The following is a 19,002-nucleotide window of genomic DNA, read 5'->3' as shown; positions in this document are numbered from 1 at the left end:
GCGGATTGAAAAACCGTGAAGTTTCGCACCTCTATCCGCTTTTATGAGCGGAATATTTTTTACAGCCTTGCTTAACGCGCGTCGTCAAAAGTTGTTCCCATATGAATCGAAAATAAAACGTTCGATTCAATGCGCCGCATATTCTAGTTTGCGCGCGAATGAGGTGCATGCCGGGAATTTACAACTGTGATTAGTTTCTCGCCTTTTGCTCAGCGAAGCCTGTTTATGCTCGCTGTGGGTGTTGCAATATTGACCGGAATGGTCGCCACTTCGCTGTGGCTGGTGCAGGTGAACAACCGGTACTCGCAAGAAACAGCCGAGTTACGCCGTGTGCGGGCAGCCATTCTCGATATCCTGACGTCGATGCAGGACATTGAAACGGGGCAGAGGGGTTATCTGCTGACCAACAACATCGAGTATCTGGGCCCTTATCAGGAGGCCTTGAGCCTGTTGCCGCAGAGGCAGTCCAGACTTCTCGAAGTGCTGAAGGACCAGAAGCAATACGAGCAGGATCTGACGGATCTCGGTAATGCCGTCGCCAACAAGCTGGCTGAAACCCAGGAAACCATCGATCTGCAAAAGGCAGGACGCATCACCGAGGCAGTCGAAGTCGTCCGTGAGAATGACGGCAAACGGTTCATGAACGAAATCAGGGCGATCTTGTCGAAGCTGCAATCGCAGACCGACGATCGGCTCCGAATCATCGTCGGAGACCAACTTGGCGCCGCCAATACATTGCAATGGGTAACGCTCGGCGGCACGCTGGCGATCCTGCTTGTTGTCGGCGGTTCAATCTTTCTGGTCTTCACATATATCCGTGCGTTGAACCGGTCTCGGGAAGATGTTGACGAGCTAAATCGCCATCTGGAGGAGCGGGTTGAGGAAAGAACCCGTGATCTTCGCAGCGCCAATCAGGAAATTCAGCGCTTCGCCTATATCGTCACGCATGATTTGCGTGCGCCGCTCGTCAATATCATGGGGTTCCTCTCCGAATTCGATACGTCCCTGAAGCCGGTCACCGCCTATGTGCTCGCAGACGGCAAAATGCCTTCCGACGACGTGGTTCGGGATGCCAGACTGGCTGTCGAGGAAGATCTTCCCGAGGCGATCAGTTTCATCCGCTCTTCGACACGCAAGATGGACCAGCTGATCAATGCGATCTTGAAGATATCGCGCGATGGTCAGCGAAAGCTGCAACCGGAAAAAGTCGACATAGAGACATTGCTGTCATCGCTCTCCGAGACGGTTCGTCACCAGATCAATGCCAATGGCGGCGAGATCAGTGTCGAGACATCAAAGCTGACAGTCGTGACGGATCGTATCTCTCTCGACCAAATCCTTGGCAATCTTTTCGACAATGCGGTGAAATACCAGATGCCGGGACGACCGCTGCGATTGACTGCCCGTGCTTATCCGTCCGGGCGGGGTGCCATCAGCATCGAAGTCAGCGACAACGGGCGTGGCATTGGCGAGCATGATCTGGAACGGGTGTTCGAACTCTTTCGCCGCGCCGGTGATCAGGATCAGCCGGGGGAAGGCATCGGCCTTGCCCATGTTCGGTCGCTAATAAGAAGTTTAGGAGGAGACATTAAGGTGAGTTCCGAACTTGGCAAAGGCAGTACATTTACATTGCTGTTGCCGAGCGATCTCAGAAAAGTGACGAAAGAAGGCGAAAAATGAAGGCAACCGGTCAAGAGGTAACGATCATTATGATCGAGGATGACGAAGGTCATGCTCGGCTGATCGAGAAGAACGTACGTCGCGCAGGTGTGAATAACGAGATCATGCCCTTTACGCTCGGTGCAAAGGCACTCGACTACATCCTCGGTGAAAACCGCGATGGCGTTGTCAGCAAAGATCGATATCTTCTCGTTTTGCTCGATCTTAACCTCCCTGATATGTCGGGTATCCGAATTCTCGAGGAGATCAAGAGTAACGAATATACGCGCCGTTTGCCGGTGGTCGTTTTGACGACGACGGATGACGAAACCGAGATTCAGAAATGTTATGACCTTGGTGCAAATGTCTATATAACCAAGCCGGTCGACTACGAAGGCTTTGCGAGTGCGATAAAGAACCTCGGCCTGTTCTTCTCCGTAATTCAAGTACCTTGAAGGCATGATGGCATTGCGCGTTTTGTATGTTGATGATGATCCGGCTCTGGCGCGGCTTTCCAGCCGGATCCTCGGTCGTCACGGAATGGAGGTGGTCCATGCCGCATCCGTGGCGTCCGGGCTCAAGATGTTTCAAGACGAGCAGTTCGATATCGTCGTTCTGGACCATTACTTCCAGACATCGACGGGAATGGAGTTCCTTGCCGCGATTCAGTCCTTGCCGGGGCGGGTTCCCGTTCTTTATGTAACGGGATCGAACGAAGCCCAGATCGCGATCGACGCCCTCAAGGCGGGTGCCGCCGACTACGTCATAAAGAATGTCGGTGACGACTTTTTCCCGCTGTTGCTTACGGCTATCGATCAGTCGCTGGAAAACCATCGTCTGCGTCAGACGAAGGAGGAATCCGACCGGTTGCTGGTGAAGGCCAAGGAACATGCGGAAATGATGGTGAAGGAGATGAACCATCGGGTGGCCAACAGCCTCTCGCTGGTATCCGCCATGATTCGCCTGCAGATAAACACCATTAAGTCTGAGGAAGCCGAAGTCGCCTTGCTGGAAACCCAAAGCAGGATTTCGGCGATCGCCGGCGTTCACCGCAGCCTTTACAATACCGACAATATAGGTCTGGTATCGCTCAATTCGTACCTGACGTCGATCATCGATGGGTTGTTTCAGGCGGTTCCCGGATCTTCGTCCATTACCGTCGAAACATCGCTTTGTGACATCAGCCTCAAGGCAGACCATGCCGTAGCTCTGGGTGTCATCATCACCGAGCTGCTGACCAACGCGCTGAAATACGCTTATCCAGATCAATCCGGTACGGTTCGCGTCGGACTTTCGGAAGAAAATCGGCAATTTGTTCTCGTTGTCGAAGACGATGGTGTCGGTTCAAAGCCCGACGCATCTCCGCGTGGTACTGGCCTCGGAACAAAGCTGATTATGGCAATGGCTCAGAACATTGGTGCTCGCGTCGAGCAAACGCATACGCACCCGGAACAGGCCAAGGGAACGCGTTACACGATGACCTGGAGCGAGATGTAAACGCCGATAGCTTCGGTTTTTAAATATAATTCTAATTTAGTGATTTAATATAACTGGCGCCGCGCTTGGGCAGCTGGAACGTAAGCTTGCCTGGGAGTTGACAGGCATGCAACAGCTCAAGGCCCGGCGTCTGTATATACCGGGATGGTCAGGACGCCGTCTGATGCGAATTGGCTTCAGGCACCTGTTCTGACGATGCCGTCAAAACCATCATCGTGCACGGGCACGCTTGGCAAGAAGAGCGGATGTCGCAGAAATGCGATCAGACTGTTCCTTTGCAAGACGTGCTTCCCGAAGGCGCAAGGTCTTGGCGTCGCGGGATTGCGTGATCGAATCAAGCTCGTCGAGCGCTTTGTCTTTTGCGAAGAACGGCGTCTGGATGTTGCTGAAGGCAACCTCGGCCTTCTGGCGCGAGATACTGTATTTTTCTGTCATGGGTGTTCCGGTGGTAAGGCTCGGCATGCGAGCGGAAAACAAAAGGCCAGGCAATTTGCCTGGCCTTGATTGGTTCGGGGTGCTTCCGGCAGTGCCAGTACATCCGTGGTCAAAGGGAAGCAAAACCCGTTAGGCAGCCTGCAGATTGCAGGCCGACATTTTGCCGGACTTGTTGTCGCGTTCCAGGTCGAAGCCGATCTTCTGGCCTTCGACGAGTTCGCGCATACCAGCCCGCTCAACGGCGGATATATGAACGAAGGCATCTGTGCCGCCGTTGTCAGGCTGAATGAAGCCGAAGCCTTTAGTGGAATTAAACCATTTAACTGTGCCAGTGGTCATGATGAACCCTTTCATAGCGATAGAGGAGCCACAGCACTAAAAAGCGCTGCGAACATTGATAGCGATTTTGAAAGGAAAGGTTCGTTCAGAACGCGGTGCCAATCGCGCAACAAGCAAAGCTAAGCAAGCAAATTCGATGGTTCGTTATAGCGTGCTTGCACGGTTGCGTCAACTATTAGTTTTTCTAATTTTTGCGTCTCGACAAAAAGTTGTGCTTGGCCATCCCTTTTACTCGCTCCGCATTGTTTTTAGCGGGAAGGTCTTCACGCAGTATCGCCGTGCAGGCGGATCCCGCACAGACGTTTTGCCAGACTCTTTTGTTGGGGCTCATGCCGCAGTTCAAGGTCTCCCGCTTCTGACACGAGACCTAGGCCGATATCGATCCTGTTTCCCAACCGTGACATTGATCGCTCCTGAGCAGGAAAGCTGACAGATACGGTACCGAGGCAATGGTATGTTGTAGGCCCCCGCAAATAGCTGCAAGGGCCATGCGACATCAGATGAGGTCGCGCTTGTAGCGCTCATCCCACTTCCGCGTTTTGACGAGGTTGCCATTTTCGAGTGCCGAAAGTTCTCCGGTCAGGTAGAAATTTTCCCTGTCGGAGCGCATCTCGGTGCGGCTCTCGATCTTGATGCGCCACCCATCCCGGCCAATTTCATATGTCTGGGTGAGGACGTATTTCGCGGAGAGGGGATCTCCGTCGCGAATGGTCAATTCACGCCGCAGGCTATGGCTGAGTTCGGTGTCGATGTCGTCAAACCGCAACACGCCCTCGCCGAACAAGCCGCCCACGCCTTCCGTGACATAGGTGTTGATACCCGTCTCATGGTCCTGTTCGGTCCAGCGGCGGACCGTGCCGGGATCGACCTGCGTCATGGGTGTCGATGGGCCGTGGGCAGGGGACTCGAAACGCACAGGCTTGTCGTCACCGGTGGCACGCACGGGCAGGTCAAGCGCGCTTTCTGCAACGGAAACGCTGATCGTCGCATCGTAAGGCGATGTCCATACCATCGGCCAGTAGGCCGTGGCGATGGCGAGTTGCAGCCGGTGCCCTTTGGCAAAACGATAACCGCAATCATTGAGCTTGATTGCGACATCGTAAAATTTGCCGGGTTCCAACGCTTCCGGATTTTCGTGGCTATCGCGGTGGGTCAGGTTGAAAACCTGATAACTGACACGTGTGACACGACCATCCGGCAAGACGTCGTTGAGGCGCAGTGAAATCTGCGCGACAGGGCAATCTGCGGCAATGCGCAGACGCGCTACCGGCGCACCGAGAATATCGAAATCCTCTTCCATCAAGGCGGTTTCGAAAACGAGCGCGCCACCGTTGTCGAGCCGCTGATCGGTTGGATGTTCACCGGGGCATCCGGTCGCCATCCATTCCCCGCCCGCCTTGCCGTGGCTTTGCGGCGAACGAATGCTGAGAATTGCCGGTTCGCTTGCCGTATCGCGCAGTTTCTTCGCTGCACCGAGGTAAAGCGAGCGGGTTGCAATTTCAGGCGAAGGCCATGTTGCTTCACCAACCCAGCGGCCTTGCGTCGTCGTGCGCGTACCGGTCGGTTCGATCGTGTCGCTGACGAAGGCGCGCAGCATCGGCTCGTCCATGACGCCGGTTTCCTTGCCTTTCAGCCAATGGTCCCACCAGCGCGTTGCTTCCTGCAGGAAGCCAATTGCGGGACCGGGAACACCATCTTGGGGGTAGATATGGCCCCACGGACCGATGATGCCGCGACGCGGGACCTGAAGGTTCTCCAGAAGCCGCGGGACGGCATTGGTATAGCTGTCCGCCCATGCGCCGATGGCAAGGACCGGGCATTCAATTGCGCTCCAGTCTTCGCAGACCGAGCCGTGTTTCCAGTAATCGTCGTAACGTTGGTGTTCCAGCCAGAGTGCGGGAAAGAAGGGAAGCTTCTCCAGGCGCTCGATCCAGCTGTCGCGCCACGTGTCACCGACGATCTCCGGATCGAGCGGACGGCTCTGATAAGCAAGCATGATGGTGCCCCACCACAGATTGTCGTTCAGCAGCAGGCCGCCCATGTAGTGAATGTCGTCGGTATAACGGTTGTCGGTCGAATAGGCGGTGATAACGGCTTTCAGTGCCGGCGGACGGCGGGCGGCGACCTGCAGGCCGTTGAAGCCGCCCCAGCTCTTACCCATCATGCCGACATTGCCGCTGCACCACGGCTGCCGGGAAATCCAGTCGATCACCTCGAGTGCGTCGTCCTGTTCCTGCTTCAGATATTCGTCTGCCATGTGGCCATCGGATTCGCCGGTGCCGCGCATGTCCACGCGAATTGCGGCATATCCCTGGCTGGCAAAATAGCCGTGCATCGGCTCGTCGCGCCCGCGGGTTCCGTCTCGCTTGCGATAGGGAATATACTCGAGAATGGCGGGAACCGGCGATTGTTCCGCGCCCTCCGGCAGCCAAAGGCGAGCACCAAGGCGTACGCCATCGCTCATGGGAATCCAGATATGTTCTTCAACACGTATTGTCATTTGGGGTATTCCAGTCGGGTCATTTGAAGCGGGCATCGCTTTGCCGGGAGACAACAATGAAAGAATGCGAGGCGACACCCATCAAAGAGTGAACCGCCCCGCAGATCATGCGGCGGGGAGGCCACGTTTTGCCAGCACGCCATCCAGCCAGTCGCGCCGCAGTTCGGGGACCGAGGTGATGAGCTGTTCGGTATAGGGTTGGTAAGGAGGTGCAAAAACCTCCTTGGTCGTGCCGGTTTCGACAATGCGGCCATGCTGCATCACCATCGTCCTGTCGGCGAGCCGGCGAACGACGCCGAGGTCATGGGTGATGAACAGATAGGAGACGCCCAGTTCATCCTGCAACGAGCGCAACAGTCTGAGAATTTCTTCCGCCACGAGAGGATCAAGTGCCGATGTCACCTCGTCGCAGATGATAAGATCGGGTCTTGCGGCAAGTGCGCGTGCGATACACACGCGCTGCTTCTGCCCCCCGGAAAGCGCTTTTGGCAGGCGCTCTGCAAACTCCCGGGGCAGACCGATCAGGTCCAGCAACCGGTTCACCTCGGAGGCGCGCTCATCTTCATTCATTCCGAAATAGAACGACATGGGACGGCCGATGATCTCGCCAACGGTGTGGCGTGGATTGAGCGCCACATCCGGAAGCTGGTAGACGAGCTGGATACGGCGCAGATCTTCGCGCGAACGCCTGGAGTACTTGTCCGCAAGCCGGTGTCCAGCCAGCGAAATGACTCCGGAGGATTGCGGCGGCAACCCGGCAATAACCCTGGCCAAAGTGGATTTTCCCGAACCGGATTCACCCACGACTGCCAGTGTTTCGCCCTTTCGGATTTCGCAGTGAACGTTGTCCAGCACCTTCTTGCGACCGTAGTAGGCGGTGACGCCACGCGCTTCCAGCAGGATTTCACCACCCCTGTTCTGGACGGATTCGCCGGACATGCTGGCTTGGCGTTCGGAAACAAGACGGCGCGTGTAGTCTTCCTGCGGGTGCTCGAGGATATCCTCGGCAGAACCGGCTTCTACCTTTTTGCCATGGCGCAAGACCATGATGCTGTCAGCAATCTGCGCGACGACGGCAAGGTCATGCGTGATGTAGAGGGCGGCGGTATTGTAGCGCTGGATGAGGCTGCGGAGCAGGGCCAGAACCTCTATCTGCGTGGTGACATCGAGTGCCGTTGTGGGTTCGTCCAGCACGAGTATGTCAGGGCGGCATGACATCGCCATGGCCACCATCGCGCGCTGTAACTGCCCACCGGAGACCTGATGCGGGTAACGGTCGCCGAAATTCTGATAATCGGGAAGTTGCAGCGCTTGCAGCAGTTCCAGCATCCAGGCTTCGGCTTCCCGCCGGTTCATGACGCCGTGGTAAAGCGGCCCCTCGATAATCTGTTCGCCAATCTTCATGGCAGGGTTGAACGCCGCAGCTGCACTTTGCGCCACATAAGCGATGCGCGCACCGCGCGCCGCCTCACGACCGGCGCGATCCACCGTCATCAGCGAAACGCCATTCACGACGATTTCTCCACCAACGATTCGGCAACCGTTTCGGCCATATCCCATGGCGGCAAGCCCGATGGTGGATTTACCGGCGCCGGATTCACCGATCAGCCCTTTGACCTCACCGCGCTTGAGATCCAGATCGATACCATCAACCAGAATTGCTCCATTCGGTGCAGCAACTTTCAGGCCGCGAATTTGCAGGACCTCATTGTTACTCATCGGTCTGCTCCCTGAATTGCGCTGCGGCCAGCCAGCAGCCAGTCCACGACGAGATTGACGCCGATGGTGAGAACGGCGATGGCAGCGGCCGGATATAGCGGTGCGTAGAGACCGTAAAGAATGGCCTGCTGGTTGTCCTTCACCATGCCGCCCCAGTCTGCGAAAGGCGGCTGAACGCCAAGCCCGAGAAAGGACAGACCGGCCACGAACAGAAAGGTGAAGCAGAAACGCAAGCCGAATTCCGCAATGAGCGGCGGCAGGGCATTGGGCAGTATCTCCCTGAACACCAGCCAGATCAGGCCTTCTCCGCGCAGGCGCGCGGTCTCGGCATATTCCAGCACATTCACGCCCTGGGCGACAATGCGCGCCAGACGGAAGACGCGGGTGGAATCCAGAAGCGCAATGGTCACTATCAGCACGGGGATGGACGAGCCTAGCGCCTGCAGCACGACAAGAGCCGAGATCAGCACTGGAATACACATGACAGTGTCGACGATGCGCGAAAGAACCATATCGAGCCAGCCGCCAAAGATGGCCGCGATGAAACCAAGCGTGATGCCGATTGTGAAGGAGAGCAGGGACGCCGCCAGCGAAACGCCGATGGAGATTTGCGCACCGGCCAAAAGGCGCGACAGCATATCGCGTCCGTTCTGATCAAGGCCAAACCAGTGCATTGCCGAAGGCGGATCGAAAGGCGAACCGACGATCTCCTCCTGCCCGAAAGGCGCGATATGCGGACCGGCTGCGAACAGGACGATGTTGACCGAAATGATGAAAAGACCGACCCATGCGGTTGGAGTGATGGTGCGGAGCATTTTCATCGCGGATGCCTCAGGCGCGGGTTAAGCGCAATTGCCGACACATCGGCAATGATGTTTAGAATGACGTAGGTTGCGCCGAAAACGAGGGCTGCTGCCTGTACCAGCGGAAGGTCCCGCTTCGAAACGGCATCGACCATGAAACGGCCAAGGCCGTTATAGTTGAACACGGCCTCTACCAGAACCACACCGGTGATGAGATAGGCGATGTTGAACGATACGACGTTGACGATCGGGGCCGCGGCGTTGGGAAGCGCGTGGCGAAGAACCACGCGTTTGGTCCGCAATCCCTTGAGATAGGCTGTTTCGACATAGGCCTGATCCATCACCGCAAGAACGGCGGTACGGGTCATGCGCAGCATCTGCGCCACAGTAACCAGAACCAGCGTCAGAGCAGGAAGCGTGGTGGCTTTCAGCCAATCCGCAAAGCCCATGCCCGGATAAGTGTCGGCTAGGCTCGGCAAAAGATTGTACTGCACGGACACGAAAAGGATCAGCAACAGGCCCAGAAAATATTCCGGAAGGGAAACAAAGCCCAGCGCAACGATGTTGACAGCCCGATCGAACAGGCTGCCGCGCCAGATGGCACTGAACAGACCCAGAAGTACGGCAACCGGAACGGACACGACGGCGGCATACAGCGCCAGCGCCATGGTGTTCCAGAACCGCGGCCATAAGAGAGCTGCGACAGGCTGGTGGTTTGCCAGCGAATTTCCAAGGTCGCCGGTTACGAAACCGCCGAGCCAGGAAAGATAACGTTGCAGAAGGGGCTGCTCCAGACCGAGATCGGCGCGCAGCACTGCGAGAGATTCAGGCGTCGCATTCTGTCCGAGTATTGCTGACGCCACATCTCCGGGAAGAAGCTGAGTGCCGGCGAAAATAAGCGCCGACACCAGCAGAAGCGTCAAAATACCCAAAGCAATGCGCTTCAGGATAAGCTTAGTCATTATGCGTCCAACCAGACCTTTTCAGCGAGACGGGCACCCATGAAGTTGAACATCGGATGCGTGGTCACGCCCTTCAGTTTCTTGGATGTCGCATCCAGATAATCTCCGAACATCGGGATCATGGCGCCGCCCTCATTGGAGATGAGCGCCTGAAGCTCGGCATAGATTTCCTTGCGCTTCGCATCATCGAGAAGTGCACGCGCCTCAATGAGTTTCCTGTCGAAGTTTTCGTTCTTCCAGTGCGTATCATTTTGCGCCGAGGTGGACTGGTAAGCGATGGTCAGCATCTGGTCTGCTGTCGGGCGTCCGCCCCAGTATGACATGCAGAATGGAGCTTTCATCCAGACGTTGTCCCAGTAGCCATCGGCGGGTTCGCGCTTGATAGAAACATCGATGCCGCCCTTGGCCGCACTCGTGCGGAAAATCGCCGCTGCATCCACAGCGCCGGAGAAGGCGGCGTCGGAAGCGGAAATCTCTACCTTGAGCGTATCGAGGCCAGCCTGCTTCAGATAAAACTTCGCCTTCTCGGGGTCGTAGGGACGCTGCGCCAGATCCGCGGCATAAAAGCGGTCAGAACTCGGGATCGGATGATCGTTCCCGATGCGGCCGTAGCCACGCAGCGCGGTTTTCAAAAGCTGCTCGCGGTCGATGGCGTGCTTGATGGCAAGGCGGATATTGTTGTCCTTGTATGGCGCCTGCGTGCAATCCATCAGGAATGTGAAGTGCTGGCCGCCAGCCGATTGGACGATGTTGAGGTTGGGGTTACGGCGCAGCAGGTCTACTGTCTTGAAGTCGAGTTGGTTGATCGCATGGACCTGACCCGACATCATGGCATTGGTGCGTGCGGCGATATCGTTGATGACGATGACTTCCACGGCGTCAACGTGAGCGGCATTCGGCTTCCAGTAATTCGGATTACGGGTAAAGCGCGAACGAACGCCCGGATCGTAGCTTTCGAACACGAACGGCCCGGTGCCGACAGGTTTGCTGAAATCCGTCCAGCCTTCGGGCACAACGAGGAAATGGTAGTCGGACAGGATGTAAGGAAGGTCGGCATTGCCGCTTTCGAGGACGATCTTGACCTCGGTGTCGGAAAGCTTGTCGACGCTCTTGAGCGCAGACGCGACCGAGCGTGCCGCAGAGGTGGTTTCGCCACGGTGCAGGTTGATGGAGTAGATGACGTCTTCCACCGTCAGGGTCTTGCCGTTGTGGAAGGTGACACCCTGACGCAGCTTGAAGACCCACTCCACGGCGCCGGGCTGCGCTTCCCAGCTTTCGAACAATTCAGGCACAGCGTGATTGCTGGCATCGATCTCGACAAGGCCGTTCATGATCATGAAGGCCTGATTGACCGGCACCCAGTCTTTCAGGATGCGGGGATCGAGGTTATCCGTGGTGCTGCCGCCGCCGATACCCAATTTCAAAACGCCACCCTTCTTCGGTGTGTCCGCGCCTTGCGCACTGGCGTCTGTGATGAAACCGGCAGAAAGCGCCGCGAGGCTGGCCGCGCCGGCAAGAAAATGCCGCCGGTCGAGCGAGAAGGAAAAGGGGGAGGATGTCATGTTTGGGTTCCCTGTTTTTTATCGGGGCCGGACGAGGCGCGGCTGGCAGTGGCGTATCGTACTCGACGGTTCGGCACTAGATACCGATGCGCGCAGGGGGGTATGATTTTTGCGCATGGGGTCATGAAATCTGAGCGCATCCGGTTATCTGCGAAGCGGAGTAAAGGGATGCGCCGGAGCGGGTCCGGTGTAGCAGGCGCTCGCCGGGCGGGCGTGTTTATGGAGTGGATACAAATGGGGCTAGCGGATCTTGTCGGCCTTGCAGGAGCGTTTTTTTATCTCTTCGCCTATGCCCTGTTGCAGCTACGACTTCTGACGATAGAAGACTGGCGCTACACTCTCTTAAACGTTCTGGGTGGCGTGTTTCTGATCTACTCGCTGATATGGAATTTCAACCTCGGCTCGCTGATTTCACAGGTCGCCTGGCTGCTGTTCACCATCATCGGCTACGCGCGGTTCCTCCTGGACCGGCGCCGCAAGACACCTCCTGCGCAGGCATGACGGGTTTCAGCGCGCGGTTTTATGGTTGTCTGCAATCAGCCAATCGGACACCTCGCGCACAATTTTACGCTGGTGGCGATCTGCCGGTCGCATCAGGTAAAATTTGCCTTCCGAGCGCATGGCATGGGAATGCACAGGAACGAGCGCTCCGCTATCCAGTTGGTCGCGGATGAGCCAGGTCCACCCAAGCGTTGCACCAAGCCCCTGCGACGCCGCCGCGACGCAGAGGCCATAGTCTCCGAGTTTCCACTGGATTGCATCCTGTGGCGGCAACAGGTGTGACGAGCGCCACCAGTCGCTCCAATCCTGCCATTCCCGCATCGAATCTTCGATGGAGATCAAAACCGGTGCCCTCTGCTCCATAAGATTGGTCATGCCGCGCGCAGAAACGGGGACGACCTCCTCCTGGCCGAGTTCCGATAGCCAGACGCCAATCGGTCTTTCCTTGCGATAGAAAATAGCCAGGTCGAATTCATCCAGACGCAGATGCGCCACATCGTCAGTTACCCGCACCCGCAATTCGATGCCGGGAATATCGCGTTTCAGTTTCTGCAGGCGAGGCATGAACCATTGATCCGCAATCCCGCGAGAGCAGGCAATAGTGATCTGGCTGGCGCCGGTCCACGAGCGGACGCCGTCCGTGACACTTGCGATATCGAGGATCAGCCGCGATATATCGATCGAGTAGTTTTCGCCGATGGTCGTCAGTCGCACGCCTGTCGGCACGCGCTCGAAAAGCTTGGAGCCAATGAACGCTTCCAGCTTGCCGATCTGCCGGCTGACGGCGCTCTGCGTCAGGCCCAGCTCGTTGCCCGCGCGGGAGAAGCTGCCCAAACGGGACGCTGCCTCAAAAACAACAAGCGCCTCCAGCGGCGGCAATCTAAAAGACGGTTGCATTCAGGTTCCCAAAAACAGAGTTTGCGATCCGATACACCGCCGCCGCAAACTCTTCAATTTTTTTGGGATTCCATGCTGCGCTGAGGCTTTGCCACTAGCGCCTGTCTGTTACCCTAGACTAGGGCTGGCGGTCCGGCATTATCAGCCAGAACAATTGCACGAGGTCGCGCCAGGTTCGAGCCAGATCCTCGGCCGTCGATGTCAGCTCCCTGTAAATATAGATGCCCGCAAGCGTGAGAACGGCTGCAAGCGTTAGAACGGCCAACAGCACCCAAGGCCAGATGAGGCGTTTGCTCTTTGGCTTTGGTTCGGGCTTTGTGTCCAGATTGGGGTTCAATCACCGTCTCCTCATTCGCTTGAGGACTATGACGAAAACCGCGGGACTGCAACCGGAGGGGATACATCGCGCCCCTTCAACCCACTGGCACATAAAAGAATAACAGGTCTGCATTGACTGGGGCGGGGCAGTGAGCCGCGCCGCTTTGACGCCGCTTAACCCTTTCGCAGCGGTCGGAACGCGAAGCCGGCATCTGCCACAATTGTGGAGTTTTTGCCACGAAAACATCAAGATTCATTCAGCCACAGTTCACCGGCAAGGGCGCTAAATCCCTCCATCCCGGAAGGAGGGAGATGAAATGCGTAAGATGATTTTAAGCGCTGGAATAATTCTCGGTGCCCTGTTCGGCAGTGGCGCGAACGCGATGCCTGTCGGTCAACCGGCCGCACCCCTGGCATCCAACGTTCAAAGTGTGGACTATGCTTGCGGACGCGGCTTTCATCTATCGCCGCGCGGATATTGCCGGCCCAATGGACCGCCGAGATATGAGCGCGGCTGGGACAGACGTGATCGCTGGGAAGCCCGCAGGGAGTGGCGTGAACGTCAGGCCCGCAGAGAATGGCGCGAGCGCAGAGATTGGCGCGAACATCGCGAATGGCGAGACCGTCGCGACTATCGATGGTAATGAAAACAGGCCCTCTCCGAACCGGGAGGGCCTTTTCCGTCTGGGTGCGTCTTGAGTTTTTAGCGACGATCTTCAACGCATAGATTGATCGGTTTGCGCCAATTGCCGTCATAAATCATTTGGGCCGAACTCTTCCCAAATGATCCAAGGTTTTGACGCGTTTGCCGGGAGTGCCACAGAACTGGTCGGTGGAAGTTCGACCTTTACTATCGGGGGCAATGGACCAAGAAGGTGCGGTCATTCCATAGCCCGTTATTCTAGTTTCCCGGTGCTGCGGCTGATCCTGCAAGAATGCCGCCATCGATGTTCAGTTCGGCCCCAGTCATATAAGTTGCCTCGTCAGATGCGAGCAGGACTGCGAGTGCGGCTACCTCCTCGGCCCTGCCAAAGCGTTGCATGGGCGTTTCTTTGACCAGCGCGGCTTCACGATCTTTGCGATCCGGGCCATTTCCCAACATCGGCTCCCACATCGGTGTCATCACGGCCGCAGGGTGAATTGAATTGCACCGGATGTTCAGGCCCTGACCGGCGCAGTATAGGGCCACGCTCTTGGTGTGGTTGCGGATGGCGGCCTTGGATGAGGCATAGGCCGCTGCCATTGGAATTCCGACAAGCCCTGAGCGTGAGGAAATGTTGATAATCGACCCCGCACCATTTGCTCGCATGGCGCGGATTGCATAACGGCAGCCCAGAAAGGTGCCATCCAGGTTGACCGCATGGACCTTGTGCCAATCAGCAAGTTGGGCATTTTCTGGATCATGGGCTGGCGGGGCCCCTTCGAATGGTCCTTCAAAGCCTGTTATTCCCGCATTGTTGACGACGACGTCCATCTTGGGAAATTGACTAGCAATTTTCGCCCAGTCTGCCTCGCATGCGACGTCGAGACGGACAAACCTCCCGCCGATTGAGCTTGCGGTCAACAAGCCGCCATCCACGTCTATATCGGTAACGATGACCTGTGCCCCCTCGTCAGCAAACGCTTGGGCGATAGCCGCACCAATTCCGCGCGCCGCGCCGGTCACGAGTGCGGTCTTTCCAGAAAGTCTGGGCATGAATGTTCCTTTGATGCAAATGCTGAGCCAGCCAACGCGTCGTTTTGAAAAGACTGCGCTGTCATCGACGTAAGTCCGGATTATCGGCGATCTTCGTCCATGGTCATAAACTCCTCATCAGCATCCTTTATTTACCCACCATCGTCTTATCGGTCAAGAAATGCACCGTACTAGTCCGCCGATGGCTTCAATGGACGAACTCCACCGGCGCGCATAAGCCCGCTGGCATATGTCATGCGCAGATACTCCAGTCAGGTTTCGACAAACAGCTTTTCGATCGCAAAATCGATGAAGGCGCGCAGCCGCGGCGCCATGAAGCGGGCTGATGGCCAGACAATTGAAAACTGGCCTGGTGCGGCGAGATGCTCGTTCAGGACCGTCTCGAGCAGGCCATCCGTGATGGCGTCCGTCGCCAGGAATTCAGGCATGTAAGCGAGCCCCATCCCGTCAATCGCCGCCGCCCTTATCGCCTCCATATTGCCGCAGGTAAGGGCGATACGCATGCTCGACAGGGGGTTGTCGCCGTTTTCCAGCAGCCATTCCTGAAACCTGCCGGAGGTCGGAAAGCGGAAGCGCAATGCATCATGCTCTGGCAATTGGCTGGGGTGCAGGGGCGTGCCCATTCGTTGAAAATAGTCCGGCGACGCGCATAAAATGAAGCGGAATGGACCAAGACGCCGCGCTATCAGGCTGGAATCATCAAGCTCGCCACTGCGGATTGCAGCATCGAAGCCGCCCTCGATCAGATCGACGCGCCTGTCGTTAAAGTCGAGTTCCAGATCGATATCGGGATAACGCCGGCGAAATTCAGGCACTATCGGCAGCAGAAAGCGGTATCCGATTGTCGGAAGCGTCACGCGCAGACTGCCGCGGGGCAGGGCCAGATTGTCCGTGACTGCTTCATGTGCGTCGCGCAGATCGGTGAGGATGGACCGATACCGCTCAAACAGCATTGCCCCTTCATTGGTCAGGGAGACCTGCCGGGTGGTGCGATTGAACAGCCGTACGCCCAGAGATGCCTCCAGTCGGGCAACGCTCTTTCCGACAGCAGAAGGTGACAGGCCCAGGCTCTGCCCGGCCTTGGCAAAATTCAGCCTTTCGGCAACCCGGACGAAGGCATCGATCTCGCTCAACTTATCCATTGTCACTGATTAGAGAATTTTAATCCGCAATGAAAGGCCCGTGAGGCCGATTGTCGAATTCATGTCGTCTGATGAGAATGGATGCCGATACGCGACCTTGGTGTCGCGATGCCATTTCACGATTGGAGTTCGCATGAACGACGCCCCTCATAGAGCCTCAGCCAGCCGGAATTCGGTATTGGTGGCGGTGTGTCTTGCCGCCTTGACCCTTCCTTTGAACTTCTCCGCCGGTGCGGTTGCCACGCCGGCGATCGGGCAGGACCTCGGGGGATCGTCTGCATCCCTCACCTGGATCACCAATGCCTTCATGCTGGCTTTCGGAAGTCTTCTGATGGCGGCAGGCGCGCTGGCAGATCGATATGGCAGAAGGCGGGTGTTCTTGTTCGGCCTTGCGCTGTTTACCGGCTTCTCCTTTGCGCTTGGATTTGCGCCTTCGGTGTGGATCATCGATCTGCTACGTGCCGGTCAAGGCGTGGGCGCCGCCGCTGCCCTGGCCGGAGGGACGGCCGCACTTGCGCAGGAATTCGACGGCCACGCTAGGACGCGCGCCTTTGGGTTGCTTGGAACGACCTTCGGCGTCGGTCTTGCATCTGGTCCGCTGCTGACGGGATTGATGATCGAAACGGTCGGATGGCGGGCAATATTCCTTGCCGGCGGCCTGATCGGCCTCCTTGCCCTGATCCTCGGCCCGCCACGGATGCGTGAAACGAGGGATCCCAATGCGGCGGAACTCGACTGGCTGGGCGCTGCAAGCTTTACCCTCACACTCACCCTCTTCACCGTTGCGATGATCGAACTGCCTGTTCTCGGGTCTAACGCTATCATCGCTTTCAGCACAGGATTTGCATTTTCGCTTGCAGCCTTCGTCTTGATCGAGATGCGGGCGGCGCGACCGATGCTGGACTTATCGCTCTTCCGTTATCCGCGGTTCGTGGGGGTGCAGCTATTGCCAATCGCCACCTGCGCCTGTTTCGTTGTTCTTCTTGTTATCATTCCGTTGCGCCTCATCGGTATCGAGCAACAAGGAGCAATCGGGGCGGGGTTCATCATGTTGGGACTGTCGGCTCCGATGCTGGTGGTGCCTATAGTCGCGACGATGTTGGCGCGTCATGTTTCCCCGGGCATGCTCTGCGGCATCGGCCTGCTGATCGCCGCCTCTGGCCTCGTCTGGCTTGCCGGCTTCACCGCAGAGGATGGAGCCATGATCGTTCTGCCCATGCTCGTCATCGGGGTGGGCGCCGGCCTGCCATGGGGCCTGATGGATGGCTTGTCCGTTGGCGTCGTGCCGGTGGAGCGTGCGGGAATGGCGACCGGCATATTCAGTACCGTGCGGGTTGCCGGTGAGGGCATCGCGCTTGCAGTCGTCAGCGCCGCCCTGTCGGCATTGACCTCGGCATCCCTCGGACGGCTGGCGCCTTTGTCTACGCCCCTCTTGAATCAGACAGGTCAGCGTCTGGCAGTGGGCGACTTGGCGGGTGCAGCGGCAATATCGTCCCACATCGGGGACGACCTGTTGCGGGATGCCTATCAGACTGCGTTTTCGACACTTTGCTGGTGGCTTGCCGCGGTGACGACGCTATGCGCCATCGCAGTCCTTTTCCTGCTGCCCAATAGTGCTGCGGTCGCCGACAAGGTGACGGCTCCGTAGATTATCGGGAACGAACACGGTGTTCCCGGTTGGGCATGGAGTTAGAGAGTCCAGTGATGCGGCCGAAGAACATTTGCGGGCATATCCTTTGATATGCTCCGCCGGCCCGCCTTCCGGGCGATCTCCTACTCATGTGCCGTTGTTCAATGAACTAGACTACGGGAGCAGGCAAGATCGCCTCTTTCACAGCCAGTTCTGCCATGGCGAGGGCGGCATCGCGGGTTTTGGCGGCGGCAATAAACCGGCCATTGTGGCAGAAACTCGCGCCTTCAATGCCACAAACGGCCTCCAGATCGCCATTTGTAAGGCCCGCCCATGCCGCAGGCAGGTCTGCCCGCAGTTCAAAGCCTTCATCTGCGCGACGGATACCGGTCAGACACCAGTCCTTGTCACGCGGGTGAACGACAAACAGTAGATTGTCGGCGCCCGCCTTCACAATGGCGGGCCGAAACGGCATACCCATCGGCAATTCCAGAATATGACCTTCACCGGCATCGACGATAGCCTGCATTACAAGCGCCTCGGCGCGCAGTTTCGCAGCGCTTTTGGCTATTTTCGCCTCGACGAAGCTGCGGGCAATGACGAGCGCCGCGTGGAAACTGCGATCATCGGCTTCGGGGTCGGTCTCGTCAAAAACAGGTTTCAGAGTTTCCAGCAGGACAGGCAACGTCAGCGCAACCAGCGGCCCGGCGACGGAGGGGCTGACCGCACCATTGTCGACCAGATCGACCGGTAGCACAAAGCTGCCATCGAAAGAGCTATGGACGGTTTCGACATTTTCATCGGGGATGCCGAAGGTGGCAAGATAGTCCCGGCCGAAATGCTTCCAGATCAGTCCGAATGAACTATATGGCTGACCGTCATCCCTCAGCGGCGCGCCGCGCTGATGGTGATCGAATATCCTGCTTGTCGCGTCATAGGCGCCGCCGACATCGTAGATGATGCGGTCCACGCCGGGGGTGATCCATTCCGGCGCCCGGCTGCGGACGATGCGGGCCTGCGGGAAAAGTCGGGTCAGGATGACGCTGGACAGCAGTTCGTCGGCATGGAAGCCACCGGAATGGGTGACGAGAAAATCCGGGATCATGTCAGGATAAGCCTTGTTGCTTGCGGGAGGTCCGCCTGGAATTGAGGCACCTGATACCCTTTGCCCGACGCCATCTCAACCCGTCATTCGCCGCTTCTGTATCATATTGCCGGTTCGGGACTGGCTCCACTCGTAGCGGAAGGTAACGCCGCTCCCCTTATCGCCTTCCTGCACTACGTTTGTTTCCGTGTTTCGTATGTACTGGAAAACCCATACGTATTGCAGTCGGGGAGGAGC

The 19,002-nt window shown here is 57.4% G+C and carries 18 protein-coding genes and 1 pseudogene; 7 read left to right on the top strand and 12 right to left on the bottom strand.

Features of this window, described 5'->3' with window-relative positions; genetic code table 11:
* Window positions 1-225 precede the first annotated feature (225 nt).
* From F617_RS0119455 to F617_RS0119445, 3 genes are read left to right on the top strand one after another with little or no spacing between them, the layout of a single operon-like run.
* A complete protein-coding gene (locus F617_RS0119455) occupies window positions 226-1,680 on the top strand; it encodes a CHASE3 domain-containing protein (RefSeq protein ID WP_003517745.1) in 1,455 nt (484 codons plus the stop codon).
* Window positions 1,677-2,114, top strand: a complete 438-nt coding sequence (locus F617_RS0119450) for a response regulator (protein WP_003517744.1) — start codon at window positions 1,677-1,679, stop codon at window positions 2,112-2,114. The genes F617_RS0119455 and F617_RS0119450 overlap by 4 nt, the downstream gene beginning before the upstream one ends.
* A 4-nt stretch (window positions 2,115-2,118) precedes the next feature.
* Window positions 2,119-3,156 (top strand): sensor histidine kinase, encoded by a 1,038-nt coding sequence (locus F617_RS0119445; RefSeq protein WP_026330965.1) that lies wholly within the window; start codon window positions 2,119-2,121, stop codon window positions 3,154-3,156.
* A gap of 210 nt (window positions 3,157-3,366) precedes the next feature.
* On the opposite strand, the gene F617_RS0119440 is transcribed toward F617_RS0119445, so the two are convergent.
* A complete protein-coding gene (locus F617_RS0119440) occupies window positions 3,367-3,591 on the bottom strand; it encodes a hypothetical protein (RefSeq protein WP_003517740.1) in 225 nt (74 codons plus the stop codon).
* 129 nt (window positions 3,592-3,720) lie between these two features.
* Window positions 3,721-3,930: a cold-shock protein gene (locus tag F617_RS0119435; RefSeq protein ID WP_003517737.1), complete on the bottom strand. Its 210-nt coding sequence runs from the start codon at window positions 3,928-3,930 to the stop codon at window positions 3,721-3,723.
* 224 nt (window positions 3,931-4,154) lie between these two features.
* Here F617_RS0119435 and F617_RS28910 point away from each other — a divergent pair.
* Window positions 4,155-4,360, top strand: a pseudogene (locus F617_RS28910) (type II toxin-antitoxin system VapC family toxin); the annotation flags it as partial.
* A gap of 66 nt (window positions 4,361-4,426) precedes the next feature.
* On the opposite strand, the gene F617_RS0119430 reads toward F617_RS28910, so the two are convergent.
* The 5 genes from F617_RS0119430 to F617_RS0119410 form a co-directional block, all read right to left on the bottom strand.
* Complete coding sequence (locus F617_RS0119430; RefSeq protein WP_019566414.1) at window positions 4,427-6,430, bottom strand: CocE/NonD family hydrolase; 2,004 nt, start codon at window positions 6,428-6,430, stop codon at window positions 4,427-4,429.
* Between the two features lie 105 nt (window positions 6,431-6,535).
* Window positions 6,536-8,149, bottom strand: a complete 1,614-nt coding sequence (locus F617_RS0119425; protein ID WP_013761346.1) for an ABC transporter ATP-binding protein — start codon at window positions 8,147-8,149, stop codon at window positions 6,536-6,538.
* Window positions 8,146-8,970 carry an ABC transporter permease gene (locus F617_RS0119420; RefSeq protein WP_019566413.1) on the bottom strand — a complete coding sequence of 275 codons (825 nt, stop codon included), beginning with the start codon at window positions 8,968-8,970 and terminating at the stop codon, window positions 8,146-8,148. The genes F617_RS0119425 and F617_RS0119420 overlap by 4 nt, the downstream gene beginning before the upstream one ends.
* Window positions 8,967-9,914, bottom strand: coding sequence for an ABC transporter permease (locus tag F617_RS0119415; RefSeq protein ID WP_003517729.1), 948 nt, complete (start codon window positions 9,912-9,914; stop codon window positions 8,967-8,969). Before F617_RS0119415 ends, F617_RS0119420 begins: the two co-directional genes overlap by 4 nt.
* Entirely contained in the window at window positions 9,914-11,476 is a 1,563-nt protein-coding gene (locus F617_RS0119410) for an ABC transporter substrate-binding protein (RefSeq protein ID WP_013761343.1), read from the bottom strand. Before F617_RS0119410 ends, F617_RS0119415 begins: the two co-directional genes overlap by 1 nt.
* 234 nt (window positions 11,477-11,710) lie before the next feature.
* On the opposite strand from F617_RS0119410, the gene F617_RS0119405 reads away from it, so the two are divergent.
* Window positions 11,711-11,977 carry a hypothetical protein gene (locus F617_RS0119405; protein WP_003517727.1) on the top strand — a complete coding sequence of 89 codons (267 nt, stop codon included), beginning with the start codon at window positions 11,711-11,713 and terminating at the stop codon, window positions 11,975-11,977.
* A gap of 6 nt (window positions 11,978-11,983) precedes the next feature.
* On the opposite strand, the gene F617_RS0119400 is transcribed toward F617_RS0119405, so the two are convergent.
* Window positions 11,984-12,874: a LysR substrate-binding domain-containing protein gene (locus F617_RS0119400; RefSeq protein ID WP_013761341.1), complete on the bottom strand. Its 891-nt coding sequence runs from the start codon at window positions 12,872-12,874 to the stop codon at window positions 11,984-11,986.
* Between the two features lie 118 nt (window positions 12,875-12,992).
* Entirely contained in the window at window positions 12,993-13,211 is a 219-nt protein-coding gene (locus F617_RS0119395; RefSeq protein ID WP_003517716.1) for a hypothetical protein, read from the bottom strand.
* 298 nt (window positions 13,212-13,509) lie between these two features.
* On the opposite strand from F617_RS0119395, the gene F617_RS29175 reads away from it, so the two are divergent.
* Window positions 13,510-13,836, top strand: a complete 327-nt coding sequence (locus F617_RS29175; RefSeq protein ID WP_013761339.1) for a GCG_CRPN prefix-to-repeats domain-containing protein — start codon at window positions 13,510-13,512, stop codon at window positions 13,834-13,836.
* Between the two features lie 257 nt (window positions 13,837-14,093).
* On the opposite strand, the gene F617_RS0119385 is transcribed toward F617_RS29175, so the two are convergent.
* Together F617_RS0119385 and F617_RS0119380 are read right to left on the bottom strand one after the other, a co-directional pair.
* The gene (locus F617_RS0119385; RefSeq protein WP_019566411.1) at window positions 14,094-14,888 is read right to left on the bottom strand and encodes an SDR family oxidoreductase; all 795 of its coding nucleotides are present in this window, start codon (window positions 14,886-14,888) and stop codon (window positions 14,094-14,096) included.
* Window positions 14,889-15,139: 251 nt separating this feature from the next.
* Window positions 15,140-16,030: a LysR family transcriptional regulator gene (locus F617_RS0119380; RefSeq protein ID WP_019566410.1), complete on the bottom strand. Its 891-nt coding sequence runs from the start codon at window positions 16,028-16,030 to the stop codon at window positions 15,140-15,142.
* Window positions 16,031-16,163: 133 nt separating this feature from the next.
* On the opposite strand from F617_RS0119380, the gene F617_RS0119375 reads away from it, so the two are divergent.
* Window positions 16,164-17,678, top strand: a complete 1,515-nt coding sequence (locus F617_RS0119375) for an MFS transporter (RefSeq protein WP_026330964.1) — start codon at window positions 16,164-16,166, stop codon at window positions 17,676-17,678.
* A 151-nt stretch (window positions 17,679-17,829) separates the two neighbouring features.
* On the opposite strand, the gene F617_RS0119370 is transcribed toward F617_RS0119375, so the two are convergent.
* On the bottom strand, window positions 17,830-18,765 hold the full coding sequence (locus F617_RS0119370; protein ID WP_019566408.1) for an MYG1 family protein: 936 nt from the start codon (window positions 18,763-18,765) through the stop codon (window positions 17,830-17,832).
* Window positions 18,766-19,002 lie beyond the last annotated feature (237 nt).

Source organism: Agrobacterium sp. 10MFCol1.1, from assembly GCF_000381165.1.
Taxonomy (GTDB): Bacteria; Pseudomonadota; Alphaproteobacteria; order Rhizobiales; family Rhizobiaceae; genus Agrobacterium; species Agrobacterium tumefaciens.
Note: the sequence above shows the minus strand (reverse complement) of the source record. Positions and strands in the feature narration are given on the sequence as shown.

Bases quoted from the DNA above. Each gene is read 5' to 3' on its own strand.
- F617_RS0119375 (WP_026330964.1), top strand. From the start codon at position 16,164: ATGAACGACGCCCCTCATAGAGCCTCAGCCAGCCGGAATTCGGTATTG.
- F617_RS0119440 (WP_003517740.1), bottom strand. From the start codon at position 3,591: ATGACAGAAAAATACAGTATCTCGCGCCAGAAGGCCGAGGTTGCCTTC.
- F617_RS0119420 (WP_019566413.1), bottom strand. From the start codon at position 8,970: ATGAAAATGCTCCGCACCATCACTCCAACCGCATGGGTCGGTCTTTTC.
- F617_RS0119445 (WP_026330965.1), top strand. From the start codon at position 2,119: ATGATGGCATTGCGCGTTTTGTATGTTGATGATGATCCGGCTCTGGCG.
- F617_RS29175 (WP_013761339.1), top strand. From the start codon at position 13,510: ATGCGTAAGATGATTTTAAGCGCTGGAATAATTCTCGGTGCCCTGTTC.
- F617_RS0119450 (WP_003517744.1), top strand. From the start codon at position 1,677: ATGAAGGCAACCGGTCAAGAGGTAACGATCATTATGATCGAGGATGAC.
- F617_RS0119425 (WP_013761346.1), bottom strand. From the start codon at position 8,149: ATGAGTAACAATGAGGTCCTGCAAATTCGCGGCCTGAAAGTTGCTGCA.
- F617_RS0119410 (WP_013761343.1), bottom strand. From the start codon at position 11,476: ATGACATCCTCCCCCTTTTCCTTCTCGCTCGACCGGCGGCATTTTCTT.
- F617_RS0119415 (WP_003517729.1), bottom strand. From the start codon at position 9,914: ATGACTAAGCTTATCCTGAAGCGCATTGCTTTGGGTATTTTGACGCTT.
- F617_RS0119405 (WP_003517727.1), top strand. From the start codon at position 11,711: ATGGGGCTAGCGGATCTTGTCGGCCTTGCAGGAGCGTTTTTTTATCTC.
- F617_RS0119430 (WP_019566414.1), bottom strand. From the start codon at position 6,430: ATGACAATACGTGTTGAAGAACATATCTGGATTCCCATGAGCGATGGC.
- F617_RS0119380 (WP_019566410.1), bottom strand. From the start codon at position 16,030: ATGGATAAGTTGAGCGAGATCGATGCCTTCGTCCGGGTTGCCGAAAGG.
- F617_RS0119400 (WP_013761341.1), bottom strand. From the start codon at position 12,874: ATGCAACCGTCTTTTAGATTGCCGCCGCTGGAGGCGCTTGTTGTTTTT.
- F617_RS0119370 (WP_019566408.1), bottom strand. From the start codon at position 18,765: ATGATCCCGGATTTTCTCGTCACCCATTCCGGTGGCTTCCATGCCGAC.
- F617_RS0119385 (WP_019566411.1), bottom strand. From the start codon at position 14,888: ATGCCCAGACTTTCTGGAAAGACCGCACTCGTGACCGGCGCGGCGCGC.
- F617_RS0119435 (WP_003517737.1), bottom strand. From the start codon at position 3,930: ATGACCACTGGCACAGTTAAATGGTTTAATTCCACTAAAGGCTTCGGC.
- F617_RS0119455 (WP_003517745.1), top strand. From the start codon at position 226: ATGCTCGCTGTGGGTGTTGCAATATTGACCGGAATGGTCGCCACTTCG.